Origin of the sequence: Parahoeflea halophila, assembly GCF_900220985.1 — a bacterium.
GTDB lineage: Bacteria > Pseudomonadota > Alphaproteobacteria > Rhizobiales > Rhizobiaceae > Hoeflea > Hoeflea halophila.
In genome coordinates, this window is record NZ_OCPC01000005.1 from 317,828 (window position 1) to 339,045 (window position 21,218).

A 21,218-nucleotide genomic window follows, 5' to 3' on the forward strand; every position below is an offset into this window, starting at 1 on the left:
CCACCGGGAGTCTGACCAGTGAAAAAGCTGCTCTTCATCATTCCACCCTATTTCAACGCAAACGACTATCTCGACAAGCATCGCGCGGCAGTGTTGCCGGCCTTCACAATTCCCTACGGAATCCTGTCGATGCAGGCCTATCTGTCCGAGCATTGCGAGCGGCTGGGCGAAATGCGGCTGGTCGATCTCAACGTGACGCTGAAGCGGCTTGTGGAAACCAGGACGGTTGAATCGCACCAGGAGGTGTTCAACGCGGAACTGCGCGCGGTCCTGGAGGATTTCCAGCCCGATATCGTCGGCGTCTCGGCGCTGTTCAACTCGTCGTCCGGCTATATCCAAAGCCTGGTGAAGGGGGTCAAGGACTACAATCCGGATATCCTCACCATCGCGGGTGGCGGATTGCCGTCGGCGGCCTACAAGCTGATGCTGGAAACCTGCCCGGATCTCGATGCGATCTGCAAGGGCGAAGGCGAGTTGCCGCTGAAGAAGCTGATCGATTCCGACGATCCGATGGAGGTGATCGCCACTCATCGCTCCTGGATCGACCGCAACTCTGTCGCCAAGGGCAAGGTGCCGGCGCATGATTTCATCGCCAATCTCGATGACATTCCGCCGATGAATTATTCGATCATCGATCTGGACAACTACAACCAACGCGGCATCGACAAGCGTTTCACCGACCAGCCCAAGCGGGAGATGGCGATTCACACCTCGCGCGGCTGTCCGTTCCTGTGCGTGTTCTGCTCCAACCCGTCGCTGCATGGCCGGGAAGTGCGTTTCATGTCCGTGGAACGGGTCGTCGCCGACGCCAAGCGCATGCGCGACGAATTCGGCATGACGGTGCTGATGCTGGAGGACGACCACTTCTTCCACGACAAGGAACGGGCCAGGCGTTTGCTTCGGGAGTTGGCCAAGCTCGGCATCCGGTGCGAATTCCCCAATGGAGCCGCCGTCTATGCGATCGATGACGAGATGGCGTCGCTGCTTGCCGCGGCCGGAGTCTCGGCTGTGGCACTGGCAGTTGAATCCGGTTCGGACCATGTGCTCAACAACATCATCAAGAAGCCGCTGAAGAAGAAGCTGATCAAGCCCGCGGTGGAAGCATTGCGTAAGCATGGCGTCCGCTCTCACGTCTTCATCGTCACCGGTCTCCCCGGCGAGCAGGACGAGCACCGGCAGGAAACGCTCGAAATGCTGCTCGAAAATGGCTTCGACTGGATCCATGTCTATCTGGCAATCCCGATCTTCGGCAGCCGGCTTTATGATATCTGCGTCGAGAATGGCTATATCGAGAACACCGCGAACGAGAATTTCGTCGCCACCAAGTCGGTGATCCGGGCGCCGGGCATCGACCCGGTCAAGCTCGAGGCCTTCGCCTACGAGACCCAGCTGCGGGTCAATTTCGTCGAGAACTACAACATGCGCATCGAGCGCTATGACATCGCGCTGCACTACATGAGAAACGTCGTAGAGAAGTATCCCGATCACGCTTTCGGCCAGCTCTATGTCGGCCAATGCCACGCGGCCATGGGCGAGCGGGAGCTTGCGCTCGAGCATGCCGAGAAGGCGCGTGCGATCTTCGAAGCCGACGAATGGTGGAGAACGCTCGCCGACAAGCATGGTTGCGACTATGAACGCATCCTCGAGGCGATCATCAACGATACGGCCATTTCGCCAGCAACGCGCGCAGCGCCGGAACTGGCCAGGCTCGCATCGGCCTGAACGCCGAAGCAATCAAGGCCAGATCTTCATCGGAGCAGCGTCTGCGTCGGAACTGTGTCCCAGCTGGGGATAGCTGGATGCAGTTTCGCTCAGAGGCTGTTTGCGTGGTTTCGCGGCATTCACCCGGACAACCAGCCCTGGTGCGGCATTCCACAATCGTGGCGATAGCCAACTTCGTTTTCATCGGCATTCGTCAGACCCTGACGAGCTAATCGGCCGGATCGCTCCGGCCGGCCCTTCCCCTTGATAGCATTTCGATCCTCCCAGTTCCGTTTCCGCCTTAACCGGAGGAGGAACCGGAAATTTCGAAGCGGACACCTCGCTGCACACCAGATGGGGCTTCCAAAAAAAATCTGGCCATGCCAATCTCCCGCTATGATCAAACCCCCTGAGGGGTTATCAGTGCAGGTTGGGATGTAATTCTATCTTATTGAGGAGTATGAGAGTGAAAAACCTTCTAGTGACAACGGCTTTGGCCGCAACCCTTCTGTCAAGCGCGGCCTCAGCCGAAGACGTCAAGATCGGCGTGCTTCTTGGCTTCACCGGTCCCATCGAATCACTGACGCCCGGCATGGGTGCAAGCGGTGAATTGGCAATGAAGGAAGTCTCCGACAGCGGAAAGTTCCTTGATGGTTCGACGGTTACGCCCGTGCGTGGTGACTCGACCTGCGTTGATTCCGCAGCCGCGTCCGCTGCTGCTGAACGCCTGATCACATCCGACAAGGTCAGCGCGATCTTCGGTGCCGACTGCTCCGGCGTTACCGGTGCCGTGCTTCAGAACGTTGCCCGTCCGAACGGCATCGTCATGATTTCTCCGTCGGCGACATCCCCGGCCCTCTCGGACGCGGAAGATGACGGCCTGTTCTTCCGGACAGCCCCGTCCGATGCCCGCCAGGGTCAGGTGCTTGCAGAGGTCCTGACTGAGAAAGGCGTCAAGTCCGCCGCCCTGACCTATACCAACAACGATTACGGCAAGGGTCTGGCTGAAAGCATCAAGACAAACGCCGAAGCAGCCGGGATCGAGATCACGATCGACTCGTCGCATGAAGACGGCAAGGGCGACTACTCCGCTGAAGTCGGCGCACTGGCGCAGGCCGGTGGCGATGTGCTGATCGTGGCCGGTTACCTTGATCAGGGCGGCAAGGGGATCATTCAGGCAGCCCTCGATACCGGTGCCTTCGACACATTCGTTCTTCCTGACGGCATGGTCGGCGACTCACTTCCGGCATCGATCGGTGACGGCCTGAACGGGTCCTACGGCACAATCGCGGGAACCGACAGCGAGGGCGCTGCGATGTTCAACAAGATGGCAGAAGATGCCGGCATCAAGATCGACGCCTATGTCGGTGAATCCTACGATGCTGCAGCCCTGATCATGCTTGCCATGCAGGCCGCAGGCTCTTCCAACAGCGCGGATTTCAAGTCCAAGATCATGGACGTTGCCAATGCGCCGGGCGAGAAAATCATGCCGGGTGAACTTGGCAAGGCGCTCGAGCTTCTGTCTGAAGGCAAGGACATCGACTATGTCGGCGCGACCAATGTCGAGCTGATCGGTGCTGGCGAAAGCGCTGGTTCGTTCCGTGAAATTCTTGTCGACGGCGGCGCAATCACGACGGCAAAATACCGCTGAACTGCTCGCAAGCTGCAACTGCCCGGATTTAATCCGGGCAGTTTTTGTATTGTCAGCTCAAAAACTGAGAGTGATCTTTTGATCGTAGTTGAAAATCTACACAAGAATTTTGGCGGTATCCGCGCGGTTGACAATGCATCCCTGACGATCAGAACCGGTTCGATTACCGGGTTGATCGGACCGAATGGCGCCGGCAAGACAACCTTGTTCAATGTCATCGCTGGGCACTACCGTCCCACATCCGGGCGGGTTCTGCTCGATGGCAAGGACATTACCGGCCTTTCACCACACGAGTTGTTTGCGCAGGGCGTGCTTCGCACGTTCCAGATCGCGCACGAGTTTTCGACCCTGACGGTGCGGGAAAACCTGATGATGGTGCCGCCGCACCAGTCCGGCGAGACCCTCATAAAGGCCTGGACACAGCCGGGCCGGGTGCGGCGCGAAGAAGAGAAGATTCGCGCCAAGGCCGACGAGGTGATCGAATTCCTGGAAATTTCGCATGTGGCCGATGAGCTCGCAGGCAATCTGTCGGGTGGACAGAAAAAGCTGCTTGAGCTCGGCCGCACAATGATGGTCGACGCGAAGATCGTGTTTCTGGACGAAGTCGGCGCCGGCGTGAACCGGACGCTGCTTGGGACAATCGGAGATGCGATTCTGCGGCTCAACAAGGAACGCGGCTATACGTTCTGCATGATCGAGCATGACATGGACTTCATTTCGCGGCTTTGCGATCCGGTGATCTGCATGGCGGAAGGCACTGTTCTGGCGCAAGGCACCGCCGAAGAAATCAAGAACAATGAAGAGGTCATCGAAGCCTATCTGGGCACGGGCCTGAAAAACAAGCCGGAGAAAGCAGACGCGCAATGAGCTTTCTTTTGGGAAAAGACATGACTGGCGGATACGGTGCCGCCGATATCTTGCATGCCTGCACGATCGGTGTCGAGCGCGGCGAGATTGCCGTTGTTGTCGGTCCGAACGGCGCCGGGAAATCGACCGCGATGAAGGCCGTATTCGGTATGCTCGAGCTGCGCTCCGGCCAGGTGACGATGGACGGCGAGGACATCACCTCGCTCAGCCCGCAGGCGCGAGTGCAGAAGGGCATGGGGTTTGTACCGCAAACCAACAATGTCTTCCGCTCGATGTCGGTTGAGGAAAACCTGGAAATGGGGGCCTTCATCCGCACCGATGATCCCAGCGGCACCATGGCCCAGGTCTTCGACCTGTTTCCGATCCTGAAGCAGAAACGCAACCAGCCTGCGGGCGAACTGTCCGGTGGCCAGCGCCAGCAGGTGGCTGTCGGACGCGCCTTGATGACACAGCCCAAAGTACTGATGCTCGACGAGCCGACCGCGGGTGTTTCGCCGATCGTGATGGACGAACTCTTCGATCGCATTATCGAGATTGCGCGTAGCGGGATCGCAATCCTGATGGTCGAACAGAACGCCAAGCAAGCGCTCAACATCGCCGACAAGGGCTATGTTCTGGCTCAAGGGGCCAATCTCTACACGGACACGGGTGAAGCCCTGCTGAACGATCCCGATGTTCGCAAAGCGTTTCTGGGTGGTTGATTGATATGGAAATTATGAACGCGCTGGCGTTGCTCTCCAACTACCTTGTCGTTCCGGCGCTCGCCTACGGATCACAGCTTGCGCTTGGTGCGCTTGGGGTGACGCTGGTCTACGGCATCCTGCGGTTCTCCAATTTTGCCCATGGCGAACTGATGGCGTTCGGCACGATGGCCGTCATCCTGATGACCTGGTTCCTGCAGGCACAGGGCATTTCGTTTGGCGCCCTGCCGACCGAATTGCTGGCATTGCCGGTCGGCATCCTCGCCACTGTCGTGCTGGCGCTTGGCACCGACCGCGTGGTCTACCGGTTCCACCGCAGCAAGAAATCGCAACCGGTAATTTTCCTGATCGCGTCGCTGGCAGTGATGTTCTTTTACAGCGGGTTGACCCGTTTCATCATCGGGACTGCGGATCGCAACATGGGCGACGACGGCGCCCGCTTCATCTTCACGGCGCGTGAATTCAAGGAATGGTCCGGCCTGGACGAGGGTATCGCCCTGCGCACGACACAGGGCATTACCGTTGTGGTGACGCTGGTCTGCGTGGTTGCGCTGTTCTGGTTCCTCAACCGCACGCGTGCCGGAAAATCCATGCGCGCCTATTCGGACAATGAGGATCTGGCCTTGCTTTCGGGCGTCAATCCCGAGCGGGTCGTCCTGATTGCATGGATCCTGGCTGCAGCACTGGCGACTGTCGCGGGCACCATGTATGGCCTGGACAAGACCTTCAAGCCATTCATCTATTTGCAACTGCTGCTGCCGATCTTCGCGTCGGCGATCGTTGGCGGACTGGGCAGTCCCGTTGGCGCGGTTGCCGGCGGTTTCGTCATCGCGTTTTCCGAGATCACCGTGACCTTCGCCTACAAGCGGGTGCTGACCTACATCATGCCGGGCGACAATGTGCCTGACGGCCTCGTGCAGCTTTTGTCGACGGAATACAAGTTCGCGGTGTCTTTCGTCATTCTCGTGGTGGTTCTTCTGGTTCGCCCGACCGGTATCTTCAAGGGGCAGTCGGTATGAGCAACAGGGTCAGAATTTCGTCGCTCTTTGCCGTCATGGCGATCTTGCTCGTCACAGTCGGCGTGGTCCAGAGCCCGTCCCTGGCGCTCGCAATCCTGAACCTGTGCCTGATCTCGGCGGTCATGGCCCTGGGCATCAACATCCAGTGGGGCTACGCGGGGCTGCTGAATGTCGGGATCATGGGGTTTGCAGCGCTTGGCGGTGTCGCCGCCGTGCTGGTGTCCAAGGGACCGGTCGCCGAGACCATTGCTGTGGGTGCACCCGGCCTGCTCGTGGCACTGCTGGTGACAGTGGTGACCATTGCGCTGATCGTCCTGGTGTACAGATCGATGAAAGGGCGCCTGCGAAGCCTTCTCGTGACCCTCATCGTGGTGGCCGGCTATTTCACCGCGCGCAACTTCTTCGATCCCGCTGTCGTGGCAATCGAGAGCACGGACTCGGCTGCGACCGGGTATCTCGGCGGCCTCGGACTTCCCATCATTTTCTCATGGCTGGTCGGTGGTCTTTTCGCCGGCGGTGCAGCCTGGCTTATCGGCAAGGTGTCGCTGGGCTTGCGTTCGGATTATCTCGCCATTGCCACGCTCGGCATCTCAGAGATCATCATCGCGGTGCTGAAGAACGAGGACTGGCTCACCCGCGGTGTCAAGAACGTTACCGGCTTGCCGCGCCCCTACCCGGTCCCCTACGAGGTCGAAATCCAGCAGTCACCAGCCTTCCAGTCATGGGCAACATATCTCGGCGTCGACGTTGTCGAACTGTCGTCCATCGTCGTGAAGCTCGCCTACTCGGGCCTGTTTGCGATCGTTCTTCTGATCATCCTGCTTTTGTGCGAGAGCGCGCTGCGGTCTCCATGGGGCCGGATGATGCGGGCTATCCGTGACAACGAGACCGCGGCAGAAGCCATGGGCAAGGACGTCAAGGGGCGTCACCTGCAAGTGTTCATTCTGGGGTCTGCCGTTGTCGGCATCGCCGGCGCCATGCTGACGACTCTTGACGGGCAGTTCACCCCGGGAACTTACAACCCGCTGCGCTTCACCTTCCTGATCTGGGCAATGGTCATCATCGGCGGCTCCGGCAACAACTGGGGTGCCGTGCTTGGCGGCTTTCTGGTCTGGTTCTTCTGGGTCGAGGCAGAGCCGGTCGGGTTGTGGTTCATTGATCTGCTTACATCGGGAATGGACGAAACCAACCCGCTGCGCCAGCATCTGCTGAGCGGCGCGGCCTTCATGCGCCTGATGGCGATGGGCATCATCATGCTGCTGGTGCTGCGTTTCGCACCCAAGGGCCTGATACCGGAGAGCAGACGCTAGTATCTGTTCTGTTTGACAAGAGGCCCGACAGCTTGCGACGGTTTTCCGGATCTCAGGCGCCGCTCGGGATCTCGAGGTCGGCCTTGACCGAATCCCGGACGACCAGTTCGGCATTCGGAATGTCGTTGGCAAGGGCGCGCTCGCGGGCCTGTTCCCCGTTCAGACCGAATCCGAGCCAGCGGTCGGTCAGCCGGCGTGAAAGCACGTCGATGGGCGCCGTGAGCATGACCGTGAAATCGAACAGGCCGGCCATCTGGGTCCAGGGCGGGCTGCCCAGCAGCAGATAATTGCCCTCCGCAATCAGGAACCGGTCGCCCGGCGTGACAATCGCACCGCCGGCCCGGGCCAGATCGAGCTTCCGGTCGAAGACGGGCACCGCAATATCCCGCTCAGGCTCGGACCGCAGACGCTTGAGCAGTGCTGCGTACCCATCCGCGTCGAAGGTGAATGGGGCCCCCTTGCGAGCCAGGGTGCCGCGCGCCTCAAGCACTGCATTGTCGTAATGGAAACCGTCCATGGGAACGATAGCCGCCTGCAGTTGTTGTCGGCGGAATTCCGCCACAAGGGCTTCCGAAAGTGTCGACTTGCCGACACCGGGCGGACCGGCCAGCGCCATGATGACACGCTGGCTGTCTCCTGCCTTGGCAATCGCGGCTTCAACCAGACGCGACGCGGTGTCCTCCGGCGCCATCCCAGAAGCGCTCAGGCCGCAACCGCTTGCTGCGGCGGCTCCTTGGCTCCGGTCATGAAGGCAACCGCGTCGGACATGGTGTAATCCTTCGGATTGATGACGCAAAGGCGCTTGCCGAGCCGGTGGATGTGGATCCGGTCTGCCACTTCGAAGACATGCGGCATGTTGTGCGAGATCAGGATGATCGGGATACCGCGCGAACGGACGTCGAGGATGAGTTCCAGCACCCGGCGGCTTTCCTTGACACCAAGTGCTGCGGTCGGCTCATCTAGGATGATGACCTTGGAGCCGAAGGCTGCGGCACGCGCAACGGCCACGCCCTGGCGCTGGCCGCCGGAAAGCGTTTCGACGGCCTGGTTGATGTTCTGGATCGTCATCAGCCCGAGTTCGCTCAGTTTTTCCCGGGCAAACGCCTCCATCGCCTTGTGGTCGAGTTGGCGCAGCACCGATCCGCGGAAACCGGGTTTGCGCAGTTCGCGGCCCATGAACATGTTGTCGGTGATCGAAAGCGCCGGCGACATGGCGAGCGTCTGATAGACGGTCTCGATGCCGGCGTGGCGGCCGTCGAGCGGCGAGTGGAATTTGACTTCCTTGCCCTCGAGCCAGATCTTGCCTTCATCCGGGGTCACCGCGCCCGAAATGGCCTTGATCAGGGTCGACTTTCCCGCACCGTTGTCACCGATGACCGCGAGGATTTCGCCCTCGTGCAGATCGAAATCGCAATGGTCGAGAGCAACCACGCGGCCATAGCGCTTGACAAGGTTGCGTGCCTTGAGAATGGGTTCCATCAGACTGACACCTTTCTGATCCACTGGTCGACGGAAACGGCGGCGATGATGAGCACACCGATGAGCAGGTAGGTCCACTGCGCGTCGGCGCCGAGCAATCTCAAGCCGAGCGAGAACACGCCGACAATCAGCGCCCCGAACAGCATGCCCATGATCGAGCCGCGTCCGCCAAACAGCGAGATGCCGCCGATCACCACCGCGGTGATGGATTCGATGTTGCCCAGCTGCCCCGATGTCGGCGACACCGAACCGATGCGGCCGATCAGGGCCCAGCCGGCAAAGGCGCAGATCAGCCCCGACAGCATGTAGACCGAGATCAGCGTGCGCTTGACCTGGACACCCGAGAGTTCGGCGGCTTCAGGATCGTCGCCGACTGCGTAGACATGCCGTCCCCAGGCGGTCTGCTTGAGCACATAGGCCAGGAACAGCACCAGCAGCACCATGAAAATGGCGCCGAATGTAAACACTGCGCCGCCAAAGGCGATCTTGTTTCCGAAGAACTGCAACAGCGGTGCCTGTTCGGCGATGTCCTGGGCGCGGATGGTCTCGTTGGCGGAGTAGAGGAAATTGGTCGCCAACACGATCTGCCACATGCCGAGTGTGACAATGAAGGGCGGGAGCTTCATGACTGCGACCAGAAAGCCGTTGATAAAGCCACAGAATGTCCCGCAGGCGATGCCTGCCGCAACCGCCAGTTCCGTCGGCAATCCATAGCGGAACGAGAATAGCCCCATGACCACGGACGACAGCACCATGATTGCGCCGACCGACAGATCGATGCCGGCGGTGAGAATGACCAGCGACTGGGCCGCTCCAAGGATACCAACGATCTGAACCTGCTGCAGGATCAGTGTCAAAGCGAAGGGGGAAAAGAACTTCTGTCCAAGCAGCAGGCCAAAGACCAGGATGGATCCGATCAGAACGATCAGCGGCACCATCCAGGGTGACTGGTGCAAGACGTGCTGGATCTGCTTGACCGCACTTCTATCGTGGGTCGTGAATGCGGCTACAGCGGTCGGGCTAGTGGCCGCGGCTTTCTCGAATTCCTGCGTATTGGACATGGTTCCTCCCCCAAAGTCACACGGCATGGATCTGTGCCTTGGGGGTCGCGCGTCTGCGAGCCCGAAGGCAGGTCCCTGATAAGGAGGCGGCCCGAAGACCGCCCCATCAGTGTTTACGTGTTATGTCGGGTAATCAACCCCAGCACTTGTCCATGCCTTCGGCAACCGAGATCGACTCGACACCTTCTGCCGGCTTGTCGGTGACGAGTGCAACGCCGGTGTCGAAGAAGTCCTTGCCCTCGGTCGGAACCGGCTTGGTGCCGTCCTTGGCCCATGCGGCGATCGCCTCGATGCCCTTGGAGGCCATCAGCAGCGGATATTGCTGGGACGTCGCGCCGATGACGCCGTCCTTGACATTGGCCACGCCCGGGCAGCCACCATCGACGGAGACGATCAGGACATCGTTCTCGCGGCCGATCGCCTTGAGCGCCTCATAGGCGCCGGCAGCGGCCGGCTCGTTGATGGTGTAGACCACGTTGATCATCGGATCCTTGGCGAGAAGGTTCTCCATCGCCCGGCGGCCGCCTTCCTCGTTGCCGGCGGTCACGTCGTTGCCGACGATGCGGGGATCATCCTCGTCGCCCCACTTGCCGGGATCCTTGACATCGATACCGAAGCCGGTGAGGAAGCCCTGGTCGCGCAGCACGCCGACGCTCGGCTGGCTGACAGCCAGATCAAGCATGGCAATCTTGGCATTGGCAGCTTCGTCGCCGAGCGTGGCAGCAGCCCATTTGCCGATCAGCTCGCCCGCCAGAAAATTGTCGGTGGCAAAAGTGGCATCGGCGGAATCAATCGGCTCAAGCGGCGTGTCGAGCGCGATGACCAACAGACCGGCATCGCGCGCCTGCTGGACGGCAGACACGATGGAGGAGGTGTCGGACGCGGTGAGCAAAATGCCCTTGGCGCCATCGGCAATGCAGGTCTCGATGGCGGCAACCTGGGTCTCATGGTCACCATCGACCTTGCCGGCATAGGACTTGAGGCTCACACCCAGCTCGGCAGCCTTGGCTTCGGCACCTTCCTTCATCTTGACGAAGAACGGGTTGGTGTCGGTCTTGGTGATCAGGCACGCGCCAACGGAATGGCTGGCGGCATAGACCGGAGCGGACGCCATGACGCCGAGAGCGGCGGCAGCGAACAGTGCGGTCTTCAGTGTGGTAAGCGATTTCATGATATCCTCCCGGGATTGGCAGAAATTGAAGCCTTATGCTTGTGGCCCAGCGGAAATCCTCTCTCCTGAATTCCGCGCCAGAAACAGAACACCATGAACCACATGGCTTGTCAATTAATAAATCACTCTTATTTAGTTATTGACTGATCGCTGTCTTTCACCCATTCTTTTTCCAAGACACGATTGTGTCGCACCGCCTTGAGCGCGACGGGAGTGTCGGGAGGGGGAAGCTGACAAGTGCCGCAACATGACAATCCGGACGATCATCGCACTGGCCTGACGAGCCACACGATGCGAGGATCCAACCAGAGTGGGCTCAGGGCCTACAACCAGCGCCTGGTGCTGAACCTCGTCTATACCCATGGCAGCCTGGCAAAGTCCGACATCGCAAGGATGACTGGCCTTTCGGCCCAGACCGGGTCGGTAATCATGCGGGACCTGGAAGCCGAAGCCCTGATCATCAAGGGCGAGCCGGTACGTGGCAAGGTTGGCCAGCCATCGGTTCCCATGTCGATCAATCCAGACGGTGCGTTCTTCATCGGACTCAAGGTCGGCCGCCGCAGCGCCGAGCTCATCCTGGTCAACTTCCTTGGCGAGGTGAAGGCATTCCTGCGCAAGAGCTACCCCTGGCCGACGCCGCAGCTCATCATCGGCTTTGTCCGCGGCGGCCTTGAGGAAATGATCCAGTCACTGCCGGAAAACCTGCGCGCCCGCGTGGCCGGGCTCGGCATTGCCACCCCCTTCAAGCTGTGGGACTGGGCCGAACAGGCGGGGGCCCCGCGGGCGGAGATGGACCTGTGGCGTTCTTGCGACCTCAAGGCCGAACTGGCGGCATTCTGCGACATGCCAGTCTATCTGGAAAACGATGCCACGGCCGCCTGTGCCGCGGAGCTGTTGTTCGGCGACCATCCCGGACTGAGCGATTTCCTTTATCTGTATATCGGCACCTTCATTGGCGGCGGGGTCGTGCTCAATGGCGGCGTCTATTCCGGCCGGACGGGAAATGCCGGCGCGCTCGGCCCGCTGCCCGTGACCGGGGCGGAGGGCAAGCGGGTGCAACTGCTCGAGCGCGCCTCTATCATGGTGCTCGAGCGCATGCTCAGCGCCGCGGGCCAGGACCCGTCGCCGCTTTGGAGCAGCCCCGACCATTGGCAGGGCTTTGACGACCTCGCCGGGGAATGGGTGACGATCGTCGCGCAAGGGCTGGCACAGGCAATCGTCTCGTCGGCTTCGGTGATCGACTTCGAACATGTGATCATCGACGGCGGGGTGCCTGCCGGTATCCGCGACAGGATTGTCGAAGCAACACTTGCCGAGATCTCGACCTTCGACCTGCGCGGACTGCAGGTGCCGTCGCTTCTGCCGGGAACGGTCGGTCACCTGGCCAGGGCGCTGGGTGCTGCCAGCCTGCCGCTGTTCGACAAGTTCCTGATCGACCGCAACACCCGCCTTGGCACGGCCTGAAATGTCATGCGAAAGCCGGACAGACCAGCTTCTCAGTCGTAGCGCAGATCGACGGCCTTGCCGCCGAAGATCCGGTAGGCCCAGATCGAATAACCGGTGATGACCGGCAGCACGAACAGGGTTCCAACCAGAATGATGGCAAGGCTTTCGGTGGCGCTGGCGGCTTCGGCAATGGTGATACGGCCTGGCACGACATAGGGGTAGAACGACCAGGCAAGGCCTGCGAAGCCGAGCGCGAAGATCCCCGAAAGGGCGGCAAATGGCGCAAGGTTCATCCGGTCTCCCTCCAGCGGCAGCTGTGCGGACAGACGCCAGAGCCAGAGAAAAAGGACGAGCGTCAGAACCGGAAGCGGCGCCAGGAACAGGGTTTCGGGAAAGCCTAGCCAGCGATCCCAGATCCGGGCGCTTGCCAGTGGCGTCGCCAGCGAGATCGCTGCCATGCCGAGCGCCACCAGACCCAGCGAAGCGCGCAGCCAGGCAATTGCCCTGACCTGAAGCTCGCCTTCGGTCTTGTGGATCAGCCAGGCAGCCCCGATTGCAGCATAGGCTGCGGCCAGACAGACGGCAACGAGTGCCGCAAAGCCGACCGCCGGCCAGCCGGTGTCTAGACCCAGAACGTAGATTCCCAGCATGTAGCCCTGCGCCAGCGCCGACATCAGCGAGCCGACGAAGAACATCCCGTTCCATGCCGGCTTCGCGGCCACACTCACCTTGGCACGGAACTCGAAGGCCACGCCGCGCAGGATGAGACCGATGAGCAGGACTGCGACGGGGAAATAGAGCGTCGTCAGGATCACGCCATGGGCCACGGGAAACGCCACCAGCAACAGCCCCACCGCCAGCACCAGCCAGGTCTCGTTGGCGTCCCAGAACGGACCGATGGCAGAAACCATGCGGTCCTTTTGGGTATCATCGGCCAGCGGCGAGAGAATGCCGATGCCGAGATCGAAACCATCGAGAATGACATAGACCAGAATGGCAATGCCCATCAGCGCGGCAAAGATGTAGGGCAGCCACAGGGCCCAATCGACATCAGCCATCTGTTTCTCTCCCCGCTGCCAGAGCCATTGCAGGATCCGGCTCCACACCGGGATCATCGATCCCGGGCGGCGCTTCGTGCGGTGTTTTGGCAGCCTTGAGCGCCAGCGCGATGATAACCGAAAGATAGGCCAGGATCAGCGCCGCATAGACCAGCAGGTAGGCGGCAAGGGTGATGCCGACCGAGCTTGGCGGCAAGGCCGCAACCGCGTCGCTGGTCTTCAGCACGCCGCTGACCAGCCAGGGCTGACGGCCGATCTCGGTTGTGTACCAGCCGGCAAGGGTGGCCACCCAACCCGACAGCGCCATCGGCACCAGCACATAGGCCAGCGGCCGGTTGATGTCGCCGCGGCGCCAGATCATCCAGCTTCCGGCCCAGGCGATGAAGAGCATGGCAAAGCCAACGCCCACCATGATGCGGAAGGCAAAGAACAACGGCGTCACCGGGGGATGCAGCACCGTGCCGTCTTCTGCGACGAAGTCATTGAGACCAGGCACCACGCCGTCGATGTCGTGCTTTAGGATCAGGCTGGCGCCGCCGGGAATGCCGATCTCGTAGCGGTTCTCGCGCGCCTCTTCATCGGGGATGGCAAACAGGACCAGCGGCACACGCGGGCCGGTTTCCCAGTTGGCCTCCATGGCGGCGACCTTCTGGGGCTGATGTTCGAGCGTGTTGAGCCCGTGCATGTCGCCGGCGAGGATCTGCAACGGGATCAGGATCGCGCCAAGCGTCAGGCCGGTGCGCAGGGCTATGAAAGTTCCGCGCGCGCGGTCGCCGGCGAGCCAGCGCAGCGCCGACAGGCCTGCCACCAGAAACGCCACGGTCAGACCGGAGGCCAGCAGCACGTGGACCAGCCGATAGGGCATGGACGGGTTGAACACGATGGCCAGCCAGTCGGTTGCATAGGCCACCCCGTCGCGGATCTCGAAGCCCTGCGGGGTATGCATCCACGAATTCAGGACGAGAATCCAGAAGGCGGACATGGTGGTGCCGAAGGCGACGAGAAACGTTGCCAGCGTGTGAACCCGTGCGGACACCCGCCGAGAGCCGAACAGCATGATGCCCAAGAACACCGCTTCCAGAAAGAACGCCGTCAGCACCTCGTAGGCGAGAAGCGGCCCGGCGATGTTGCCGACGCTTTCCATGAAGCCCGGCCAGTTGGTGCCGAACTGGAAGCTCATGGTTATGCCCGAAACCACGCCCATCGCAAACGACAGCGCGAACACCTTCACCCAGAAGAAATAGGCATCCATGTAGGCCTGGTCGCCGGTCCGGTTGAACCGCAGCCGGAACCACAGGAGCAGCCAGCCAAGTGCGATGGTGATGGTCGGGAACAGGATGTGGAACGAGATGTTGGCTGCGAATTGAATGCGGGACAGCAGCAGGGCGTCCATGGTCGTCTCCTTTGAGTTGACCAATAGATGGCGCCGTCACGCAAGGTGTGAAGATGACATTCCGCCGCATCGCACGACGGCCCGCCGCCCCTTTGTTGCAAATGATTTGCAAAAGCGTTGACAAGTCCTGGAATGCGCATACATTGCTTTTTGCAAACCATTCGCAGGAAGCCAACATGCGTCTTTTTTCAGTCTTTGCTCTCCTCATCGCGCTCAGCTTCGGCCCGGCGTCACCGGCCCTGGCGCAGATAAAGGTCCTGACCTCTTTCACAGTTTTCGCCGACATGGCCCGCAATGTTGCGGGTGAGCATGCCGAAGTTGTCTCGATCACCCGCGAGGGCGCCGAGATCCACATGTTCCGGCCCACGCCCGGTGACATCCAGCGCGGTCTCGGCGCCGATGTCGCGCTTTGGAACGGAATGGGGCTTGAGACCTGGTTCGAGCGGTACCTGGAAAATCTCGGGGATGTGAAAGCCTATGTCCTGTCTGACGGTGTCGAACCGATCGCAATCAGCGAAGGCGCCTATGAGGGCCGCGCCAATCCGCATGGCTGGATGTCGCCGGGCAACGCCATGATCTACATCGACAACATCGTTCGCGCCCTGTCGGAAACCGATCCGGACAATGCCGAGGCCTATGCGGCCAACGGCGAGGCTTACAAGGCGGAGATCGCTGCCACTTTCGCCCCGATCCGCGCCGCCATCGAGGCGCTGCCGGAGGACAAACGCTGGCTGGTCAGCAGCGAGGCCGCATTTTCCTATCTGGCCCAGGACTTCGGCCTGAAGGAAGCCGCGATCTGGGCGATCAACGCAGACAGCCAGGGCTCACCGCAACAGGTGCGCCGGATCATCGACCTGATCCGCGACAACGACATCCCGGTGATCTTTTCCGAAAGCACCGTCTCGCCCAAGCCGGCGCAGCAGGTGGCGCGGGAAACCGGCATCGCCTATGGCGGCGTGCTCTATGTGGATTCGCTGTCGACGCCCGACGGTCCGGTGCCGACCTATCTCGACCTGCTCCGCGTCACCTCGGAAACCATCGTCGCAGGACTGACCACAAATCCATGAGCGCACCCGCTGAGCATCAGTCTGCCGGTCTGACCGGCCTGGAAGTCCGCGGTGTTTCGGTGGTCTACCGCAACGGCAACCGGGCGCTCGACGGCGCCTCGTTTTCGGTGCCGAAAGGCTCCATCACCGCGCTTGTCGGCATCAATGGCAGCGGCAAGTCGACCCTGTTCAAGTCGCTGATGGGTTTCGTGCCGCTGGCCGACGGCCAGATCAGCATCATGGGCATGAGCGTGAAGGAGGCGCTTGGCCGCAACCTCGTCGCCTATGTGCCGCAGAGCGAGGAAATCGACTGGTCGTTCCCGGTGCTGGTCGAGGACGTGGTGATGATGGGCCGCTACGGTCACATGAACTTTCTCCGGATGACCCGCCCGCAAGACCGTACCGCCGTCGATCAATCGCTTGAGCGGGTCGGCATGCAAGCGTACCGCAAACGCCAGATCGGCGAGCTCTCGGGTGGCCAGAAGAAACGCGTCTTCCTCGCCCGGGCGCTGGCACAGGAGGGCCAGGTGATCCTGCTCGACGAACCGTTCACCGGCGTCGACGTGACCACCGAGAACCAGATCATCGAGCTGCTCAAGGATCTGCGCGCTGAAGGCCGGGTGATGCTGGTTTCGACCCACAATCTGGGCAGCGTACCGGAGTTTTGCGACCGGGCGGTGCTGATCAACCGCAGCGTTCTGGCCGAAGGCCCGACGAGCGAGGTCTTTACCCAGAGAAACCTGCAAAAGGCTTTTGGCGGCGTGCTCCGGCACTTCGTTCTTGGCGGCGAGGATCTGCATGATGATGACGACGCCCGCCAGGTCACCGTGCTGACCGATGACGAGCGGCCCTTCGTGATTTACGGCGAAGCCGAGCGCAAGGCCCAGATGCAAGTCGGCACACCTAAGGGAGACAGCCGTAAATGAATGCGCTTCTGGAACCCTTCAGCTATGGCTACATGGTCAACGCCATGTGGGTGTCGGCGCTGACTGGTGCGATCTGTGCCTTCCTGTCGTGCTACCTGATGCTCAAGGGCTGGTCGCTGATCGGTGATGCGCTCTCGCATTCGATCGTACCGGGGGTTGCCGGCGCCTACATGCTTGGCCTGCCGTTCGCGGCGGGCGCGTTCTTGTCCGGGGGACTGGCAGCGGCTGCCATGCTCGCAATTCGGGCGCGCACGCGGCTGCGCGAAGATGCGATCATCGGCATGATCTTCGTCTCCTTCTTTGCGCTCGGGCTGTTCATGGTGTCGATCTCGCCGACGCCGATCAACGTGCAGACCATCGTGCTCGGCAATGTGCTGGCGATCACGCCTGCGGATTCGACACAGCTGGTGATCATCGGCGTCGTCACGCTGGTGGTTCTGTCCCTGATCTGGAAGGACCTGATGCTGGTTTTCTTTGACGAAAGCCATGCCCATACGATCGGCCTTCGTGCCGATCTGTTGAAAGGAGTTTTCTTCACTCTGCTCGCGGCCTCTACCGTGGCAGCGATGCAGACGGTCGGCGCCTTCCTCGTGATTGCGCTGGTGGTGACGCCGGGCGCGACCGCTTACCTGCTCACTGACCGGTTTCCGCGGCTCATCGTGATTGCCGTCGCCATCGGGTCGATCACCTCCTTCGTCGGCGTCTATCTCAGCTACTTCCTCGATGGGGCGACCGGCGGCGTCGTGATCATGCTGCAGACCGGGCTGTTCCTCACGGCCTTCGTGTTTGCGCCCCGGCACGGGATCCTGGCGCAGCGGGCAAAGGCGCGCGGCAGCGTGCGCCCGGAGACAGGAACGGCATGATGGAGGCCCTGCTGGACTTTTTCGTCGACCCGTTCCGCTTCGCCTATATGCAAAAGGCGTTCCTAATCACCTTCCTGATCGCGCTGCCGATGGCGGCGATGAGTTCGCTGATGGTGCTCAAGGGCTGGTCGCTGCTGGGTGACGCCATGAGCCACGCCGTGCTGCCGGGCATTGTCCTGGCCTATATTGCCGGGCTGCCTTTGGTGATCGGCGCCTTCGCTGCGGGCCTTTTCTGCGCGGTCGCCACCGGCTGGCTCAACGCCAACAGCCGGGTCAAGGAAGACACGGTGATGGGCATCGTGTTTTCCGGCATGTTCGGCTTAGGTATCGTGCTGCATGTCAGCGTCCGCTCAAGCCTGCATCTCGACCATATCCTGTTCGGCGACATGCTCGGTGTTGCCTGGTCGGATATCGGCGCGACCGCTGTGCTGACAGTACTCTGCGGCGGGTTCCTGCTCGTCAAGTGGCGCGACCTGGTGGCCCAGGCCTTCGACGGGCTGCATGCGCAGGCCATCGGGCTCAAGACCGGGTGGCTGCATTACGGTCTGCTGACGGCCATCGCGCTGATGATCGTCGCCAGTCTGAAAGCCGTCGGCATCATCCTGTCGATTGCGCTGCTGGTCGCCCCCGGCGCCATTGCCTTCCTCGTTGCGCGAACATTTGCCGGCATGCTGACCGTGGCAGTCGGATCGGTCGTGCTCTCGGCGCTCGTCGGCATCTTCGCAAGCTACCACATCGACAGCGAACCGGCACCGACCATGGTTCTGGCGATGACCGGCCTGTTCGTCGTCGCACTGGCGGTGAGCCAGGTGCGGGACATGCGGATGCGGAGAGTAGCGCAGAACTGAAGCCGGCTCTCTCGACCGCTCTCAGTTCGCCTCGATCGAGAACTCCGGCGCACCGGTCCATGCGAGCTTCCAGCTTGCGCCGGGGCGGACATTCTGGATGATGCCGGGATCGAAGGCGACAAAGCATCGGCCACCCTTGTGGCGCACCGAGGGGTAGATCAGTCCACGATGGCCTTCGCGGCGGAGATCCGCGGCCAGCGCCTGCCCCGCCGGGTAGCCCTTGTTCGGGTCAGGATCGAGCGCGGGATAAGCGCCGCCATGCAGATCGGGGAAGTCGCCGATGAAATCGGCCAGCAGCTCGACATAGCGCGCCTCGTCCTCGTAGCGGCCGATAAAGCCCAGTTCGCGGGTGCGGTGGAAGCCGACTTCCTGCGCACTGGTCAGCATGTCCCAGGCGCAATACCAGGCGCCACGGTCGCCGCTGTTGAAGCGGTTTCCGCCTGGCCTTGTGTAGGTGAAGGCCGCGTTGATGTGGCTTTCGCCGTAAAGCTTGAGGTCCTGCGCGCGCCGGGCGAAGGCCAGTTCGCGCCGGTCCAGCGCCGGATTGCCCTCGCGTTCGGCGATCAGCCGGGCGCTGGTCTCGCCCTCGAGATCCGCCAGAACAGCCGCCTCTTCATCGCTGTCGACAAGCCCGCGAAGGACCGGAGGCTTGTGATGGGTTTCGGAAATCAGGCGGACCAGGGCGCGATCATTGACCAGGGTGATCCTCACACGCCCCCCCGGAGCGCGTCGACATAGCTGCGCACGCGCATGATCTTCGGCAGGCCGCCTGCGATCATCGCATCAACAGGCCGTGCGCCGTCGAATTCCGGCCCCCGGTTGGGCAGCTTGACCCACCCACCGGCGATCGGTTCGTTGAAATAGAGTTGCAGGGACTTGTAGAGGCCGACAAGCGCGCTCAGCCGCAGCATCTGGTCATGGGTCAAATCACCGGCGAAACCGGGTTTCTTCGCCCGTTTCCAGGTGGATTCCGACATGTCGGCCAGCGCCGCTGCCTCGCGCTGCGTCAGTGCCCAGGCATCGGCAATCCGGGCAAACGCCTTCAGCCCGATTGCCTGACGGCTAGGCGTGGCTCGTTCCAGAACCAGGTTTTCCATTGCGCGGCTCCTGACCGTGATCCCGATAGATTACCATATCTAAGCTCATGTGAGACATAATTCAAGTTCATATGGTCTGATTTGGATAAGGGCGTTCACTGGTCTTGGCCTGACTATAGCATTACCAGCGGTAACGGGGCGGCAGCAGGCCCTCCCCCTTGCCTTCTCCGCCAGATTCAGCCTAGATACCACAATCCCGTTGGGAGAAGCCGGTGGATACCGGTGCCGAAGGAGCAACCGCCCCGGAAACTCTCAGGCAAAAGGACCAACGGAATACTCGGACTCTGGAGAATGGCGCTTTTTCGCGTCTGCCGAAGGGATAACAATCTCAGGCAAAAGGACAGAGGGGGCTGTTTGAAAGCGTTCGACGCTTGACGATTGGCCCGTGCGCGGTTGACCCCGGCACCTGAGATGGAGACTGCAGCGTGGACACCACAGCTGACCTTCTGAAAACGCCCCTACATTCCCTGCATCTCGAGCTTGGCGCACGCATGGCCGGGTTTGCCGGCTACGACATGCCAATCCAGTACAAGATGGGCGTGATGCAGGAGCATTTGCACACCCGCGCAAATGCCGGGCTGTTCGATGTCTCGCATATGGGGCAGATCCTGATCCGCGCGAAAAGCGGCGATGTCCGCGACGCAGCCCTGGCACTGGAAAAGATCACGCCGGTCGATGTGGCGGATCTCAAACCGGGCCGCCAGCGCTACGGGCTGTTCACCAATGAGAAGGGCGGACTTGAAGACGATTTCATGGTCGCCAACCGCGGCGACCATCTCTATCTGGTGGTCAACGCCGCCTGCAAGCACGACGACCTCAAGCGCATCAAGGCGGCGCTTTCCGAGACCTGCGAGATTGAAGCGCAATTCGGCCGCGGGCTGATCGCGCTGCAGGGCCCGGCGGCGGAAAACGTTCTTTCGTCCTATGCGCCGGAAGCCGAAGACATGTTGTTCATGGACGTGGCCGAAATCGACATAGCCGGTGTCCCCGCCGTGGTCTCGCGCTCGGGCTACACCGGTGAAGACGGCTATGAAATCTCGCTGCCCGCGGAAGAGACCGACCGCATCGCAAGGCTGCTGCTCGACGATGACCACGTCGCACCGATCGGGCTCGGGGCGCGGGACTCGCTCAGGCTCGAAGCCGGGCTCTGCCTTTACGGCAACGATATCGACGAGACCACCACGCCGGTGGAAGCCAATCTGAAATGGGCGATCCAGAAAGTCCGCCGCACCGGCGGCGCGCGCGAAGGCGGTTTTCCAGGCGCCGATACCATCCTCGGCCAGTTCGAAAACGGCGCCTCGCGGCTTCGGGTCGGCCTGCAACCCGCCGGCAAGGCGCCGGTCCGCGCGGGCGCGCAGCTGTTTGAGAGCGACAGCGGCGGCGCGGCCATCGGCACGGTGACATCCGGCGGCTTCGGCCCCAGCGCCGGCGGCCCGGTGGCCATGGGTTACGTCCCTGCAACGCTAGCCACCCCGGGCACCACGGTGTTTGCAGAAGTGCGTAGCAAGAGGCTTGAACTTGCCGTTGCCGCCCTGCCCTTCGTCCCCTCCACCTACAAACGCTAAAATCAACAGGAACAGC

General features: G+C 61.5%; 20 protein-coding genes and 1 riboswitch. Of the genes, 12 read left to right on the plus strand and 8 right to left on the minus strand.

From position 1 onward, the window contains the following. Positions 1–18: 18 nt before the first annotated feature. From CRO46_RS16900 to CRO46_RS16925, 6 genes are all read left to right on the plus strand, one after another. Positions 19–1,722 (plus strand): B12-binding domain-containing radical SAM protein, encoded by a 1,704-nt coding sequence (locus tag CRO46_RS16900; protein WP_244577941.1) that lies wholly within the window; start codon positions 19–21, stop codon positions 1,720–1,722. Positions 1,723–2,161: 439 nt separating this feature from the next. Beyond that, the gene (locus CRO46_RS16905) at positions 2,162–3,352 is read left to right on the plus strand and encodes an ABC transporter substrate-binding protein (RefSeq protein WP_179759098.1); all 1,191 of its coding nucleotides are present in this window, start codon (positions 2,162–2,164) and stop codon (positions 3,350–3,352) included. A gap of 78 nt (positions 3,353–3,430) precedes the next feature. Beyond that, positions 3,431–4,219 (plus strand): ABC transporter ATP-binding protein, encoded by a 789-nt coding sequence (locus CRO46_RS16910; RefSeq protein WP_097108970.1) that lies wholly within the window; start codon positions 3,431–3,433, stop codon positions 4,217–4,219. Next, the gene (locus tag CRO46_RS16915) at positions 4,216–4,920 is read left to right on the plus strand and encodes an ABC transporter ATP-binding protein (protein WP_097108971.1); all 705 of its coding nucleotides are present in this window, start codon (positions 4,216–4,218) and stop codon (positions 4,918–4,920) included. Before CRO46_RS16910 ends, CRO46_RS16915 begins: the two co-directional genes overlap by 4 nt. A gap of 5 nt (positions 4,921–4,925) precedes the next feature. After that, positions 4,926–5,939, plus strand: a complete 1,014-nt coding sequence (locus tag CRO46_RS16920) for a branched-chain amino acid ABC transporter permease (protein WP_097108972.1) — start codon at positions 4,926–4,928, stop codon at positions 5,937–5,939. Continuing rightward, positions 5,936–7,249: a branched-chain amino acid ABC transporter permease gene (locus tag CRO46_RS16925; protein ID WP_097108973.1), complete on the plus strand. Its 1,314-nt coding sequence runs from the start codon at positions 5,936–5,938 to the stop codon at positions 7,247–7,249. The genes CRO46_RS16920 and CRO46_RS16925 overlap by 4 nt, the downstream gene beginning before the upstream one ends. 52 nt (positions 7,250–7,301) lie before the next feature. On the opposite strand, the gene CRO46_RS16930 is transcribed toward CRO46_RS16925, so the two are convergent. From CRO46_RS16930 to CRO46_RS16945, 4 genes are all read right to left on the minus strand, one after another. Beyond that, positions 7,302–7,940 carry a nucleoside triphosphate hydrolase gene (locus CRO46_RS16930; RefSeq protein ID WP_097108974.1) on the minus strand — a complete coding sequence of 213 codons (639 nt, stop codon included), beginning with the start codon at positions 7,938–7,940 and terminating at the stop codon, positions 7,302–7,304. A gap of 11 nt (positions 7,941–7,951) precedes the next feature. Then, the gene (locus CRO46_RS16935; protein WP_097108975.1) at positions 7,952–8,728 is read right to left on the minus strand and encodes an ATP-binding cassette domain-containing protein; all 777 of its coding nucleotides are present in this window, start codon (positions 8,726–8,728) and stop codon (positions 7,952–7,954) included. After that, positions 8,728–9,789 carry an ABC transporter permease gene (locus CRO46_RS16940; RefSeq protein ID WP_097108976.1) on the minus strand — a complete coding sequence of 354 codons (1,062 nt, stop codon included), beginning with the start codon at positions 9,787–9,789 and terminating at the stop codon, positions 8,728–8,730. The genes CRO46_RS16935 and CRO46_RS16940 overlap by 1 nt, the downstream gene beginning before the upstream one ends. 133 nt (positions 9,790–9,922) lie before the next feature. Continuing rightward, positions 9,923–10,960, minus strand: coding sequence for a sugar ABC transporter substrate-binding protein (locus tag CRO46_RS16945; protein ID WP_097108977.1), 1,038 nt, complete (start codon positions 10,958–10,960; stop codon positions 9,923–9,925). Positions 10,961–11,251: 291 nt separating this feature from the next. Here CRO46_RS16945 and CRO46_RS16950 point away from each other — a divergent pair, with 291 nt between their 5' ends. Then, on the plus strand, positions 11,252–12,424 hold the full coding sequence (locus tag CRO46_RS16950; RefSeq protein WP_097109052.1) for an ROK family transcriptional regulator: 1,173 nt from the start codon (positions 11,252–11,254) through the stop codon (positions 12,422–12,424). A 32-nt stretch (positions 12,425–12,456) separates the two neighbouring features. Here CRO46_RS16950 and CRO46_RS16955 read toward each other — a convergent pair whose 3' ends face one another. Next, a complete protein-coding gene (locus CRO46_RS16955; protein ID WP_097108978.1) occupies positions 12,457–13,464 on the minus strand; it encodes a cytochrome d ubiquinol oxidase subunit II in 1,008 nt (335 codons plus the stop codon). Continuing rightward, positions 13,457–14,857, minus strand: a complete 1,401-nt coding sequence (locus CRO46_RS16960) for a cytochrome ubiquinol oxidase subunit I (RefSeq protein ID WP_097108979.1) — start codon at positions 14,855–14,857, stop codon at positions 13,457–13,459. The genes CRO46_RS16955 and CRO46_RS16960 overlap by 8 nt, the downstream gene beginning before the upstream one ends. A gap of 176 nt (positions 14,858–15,033) precedes the next feature. On the opposite strand from CRO46_RS16960, the gene CRO46_RS16965 reads away from it, so the two are divergent. From CRO46_RS16965 to CRO46_RS16980, 4 genes are read left to right on the plus strand one after another with little or no spacing between them, the layout of a single operon-like run. Beyond that, entirely contained in the window at positions 15,034–15,924 is an 891-nt protein-coding gene (locus tag CRO46_RS16965; RefSeq protein WP_097109053.1) for a metal ABC transporter substrate-binding protein, read from the plus strand. Continuing rightward, positions 15,921–16,829 (plus strand): manganese/iron ABC transporter ATP-binding protein, encoded by a 909-nt coding sequence (locus tag CRO46_RS16970; RefSeq protein WP_097108980.1) that lies wholly within the window; start codon positions 15,921–15,923, stop codon positions 16,827–16,829. Before CRO46_RS16965 ends, CRO46_RS16970 begins: the two co-directional genes overlap by 4 nt. Continuing rightward, the gene (locus CRO46_RS16975; protein WP_097108981.1) at positions 16,826–17,692 is read left to right on the plus strand and encodes a metal ABC transporter permease; all 867 of its coding nucleotides are present in this window, start codon (positions 16,826–16,828) and stop codon (positions 17,690–17,692) included. Before CRO46_RS16970 ends, CRO46_RS16975 begins: the two co-directional genes overlap by 4 nt. After that, on the plus strand, positions 17,692–18,540 hold the full coding sequence (locus CRO46_RS16980) for a metal ABC transporter permease (RefSeq protein WP_097108982.1): 849 nt from the start codon (positions 17,692–17,694) through the stop codon (positions 18,538–18,540). The genes CRO46_RS16975 and CRO46_RS16980 overlap by 1 nt, the downstream gene beginning before the upstream one ends. A gap of 21 nt (positions 18,541–18,561) precedes the next feature. Here CRO46_RS16980 and CRO46_RS16985 read toward each other — a convergent pair whose 3' ends face one another. Both CRO46_RS16985 and CRO46_RS16990 read right to left on the minus strand, forming a co-directional pair. Further along, entirely contained in the window at positions 18,562–19,251 is a 690-nt protein-coding gene (locus CRO46_RS16985; RefSeq protein WP_097108983.1) for an RES family NAD+ phosphorylase, read from the minus strand. Beyond that, positions 19,248–19,637: an antitoxin Xre-like helix-turn-helix domain-containing protein gene (locus tag CRO46_RS16990; RefSeq protein ID WP_097108984.1), complete on the minus strand. Its 390-nt coding sequence runs from the start codon at positions 19,635–19,637 to the stop codon at positions 19,248–19,250. The genes CRO46_RS16985 and CRO46_RS16990 overlap by 4 nt, the downstream gene beginning before the upstream one ends. Positions 19,638–19,827: 190 nt before the next feature. Next, positions 19,828–19,915, plus strand: a riboswitch (glycine riboswitch). 147 nt (positions 19,916–20,062) lie between these two features. On the opposite strand from CRO46_RS16990, the gene gcvT reads away from it, so the two are divergent. Then, positions 20,063–21,202, plus strand: a complete 1,140-nt coding sequence (gene gcvT, locus CRO46_RS16995; protein WP_097108985.1) for a glycine cleavage system aminomethyltransferase GcvT — start codon at positions 20,063–20,065, stop codon at positions 21,200–21,202. The last annotated feature ends 16 nt before the right edge of the window (positions 21,203–21,218 follow it).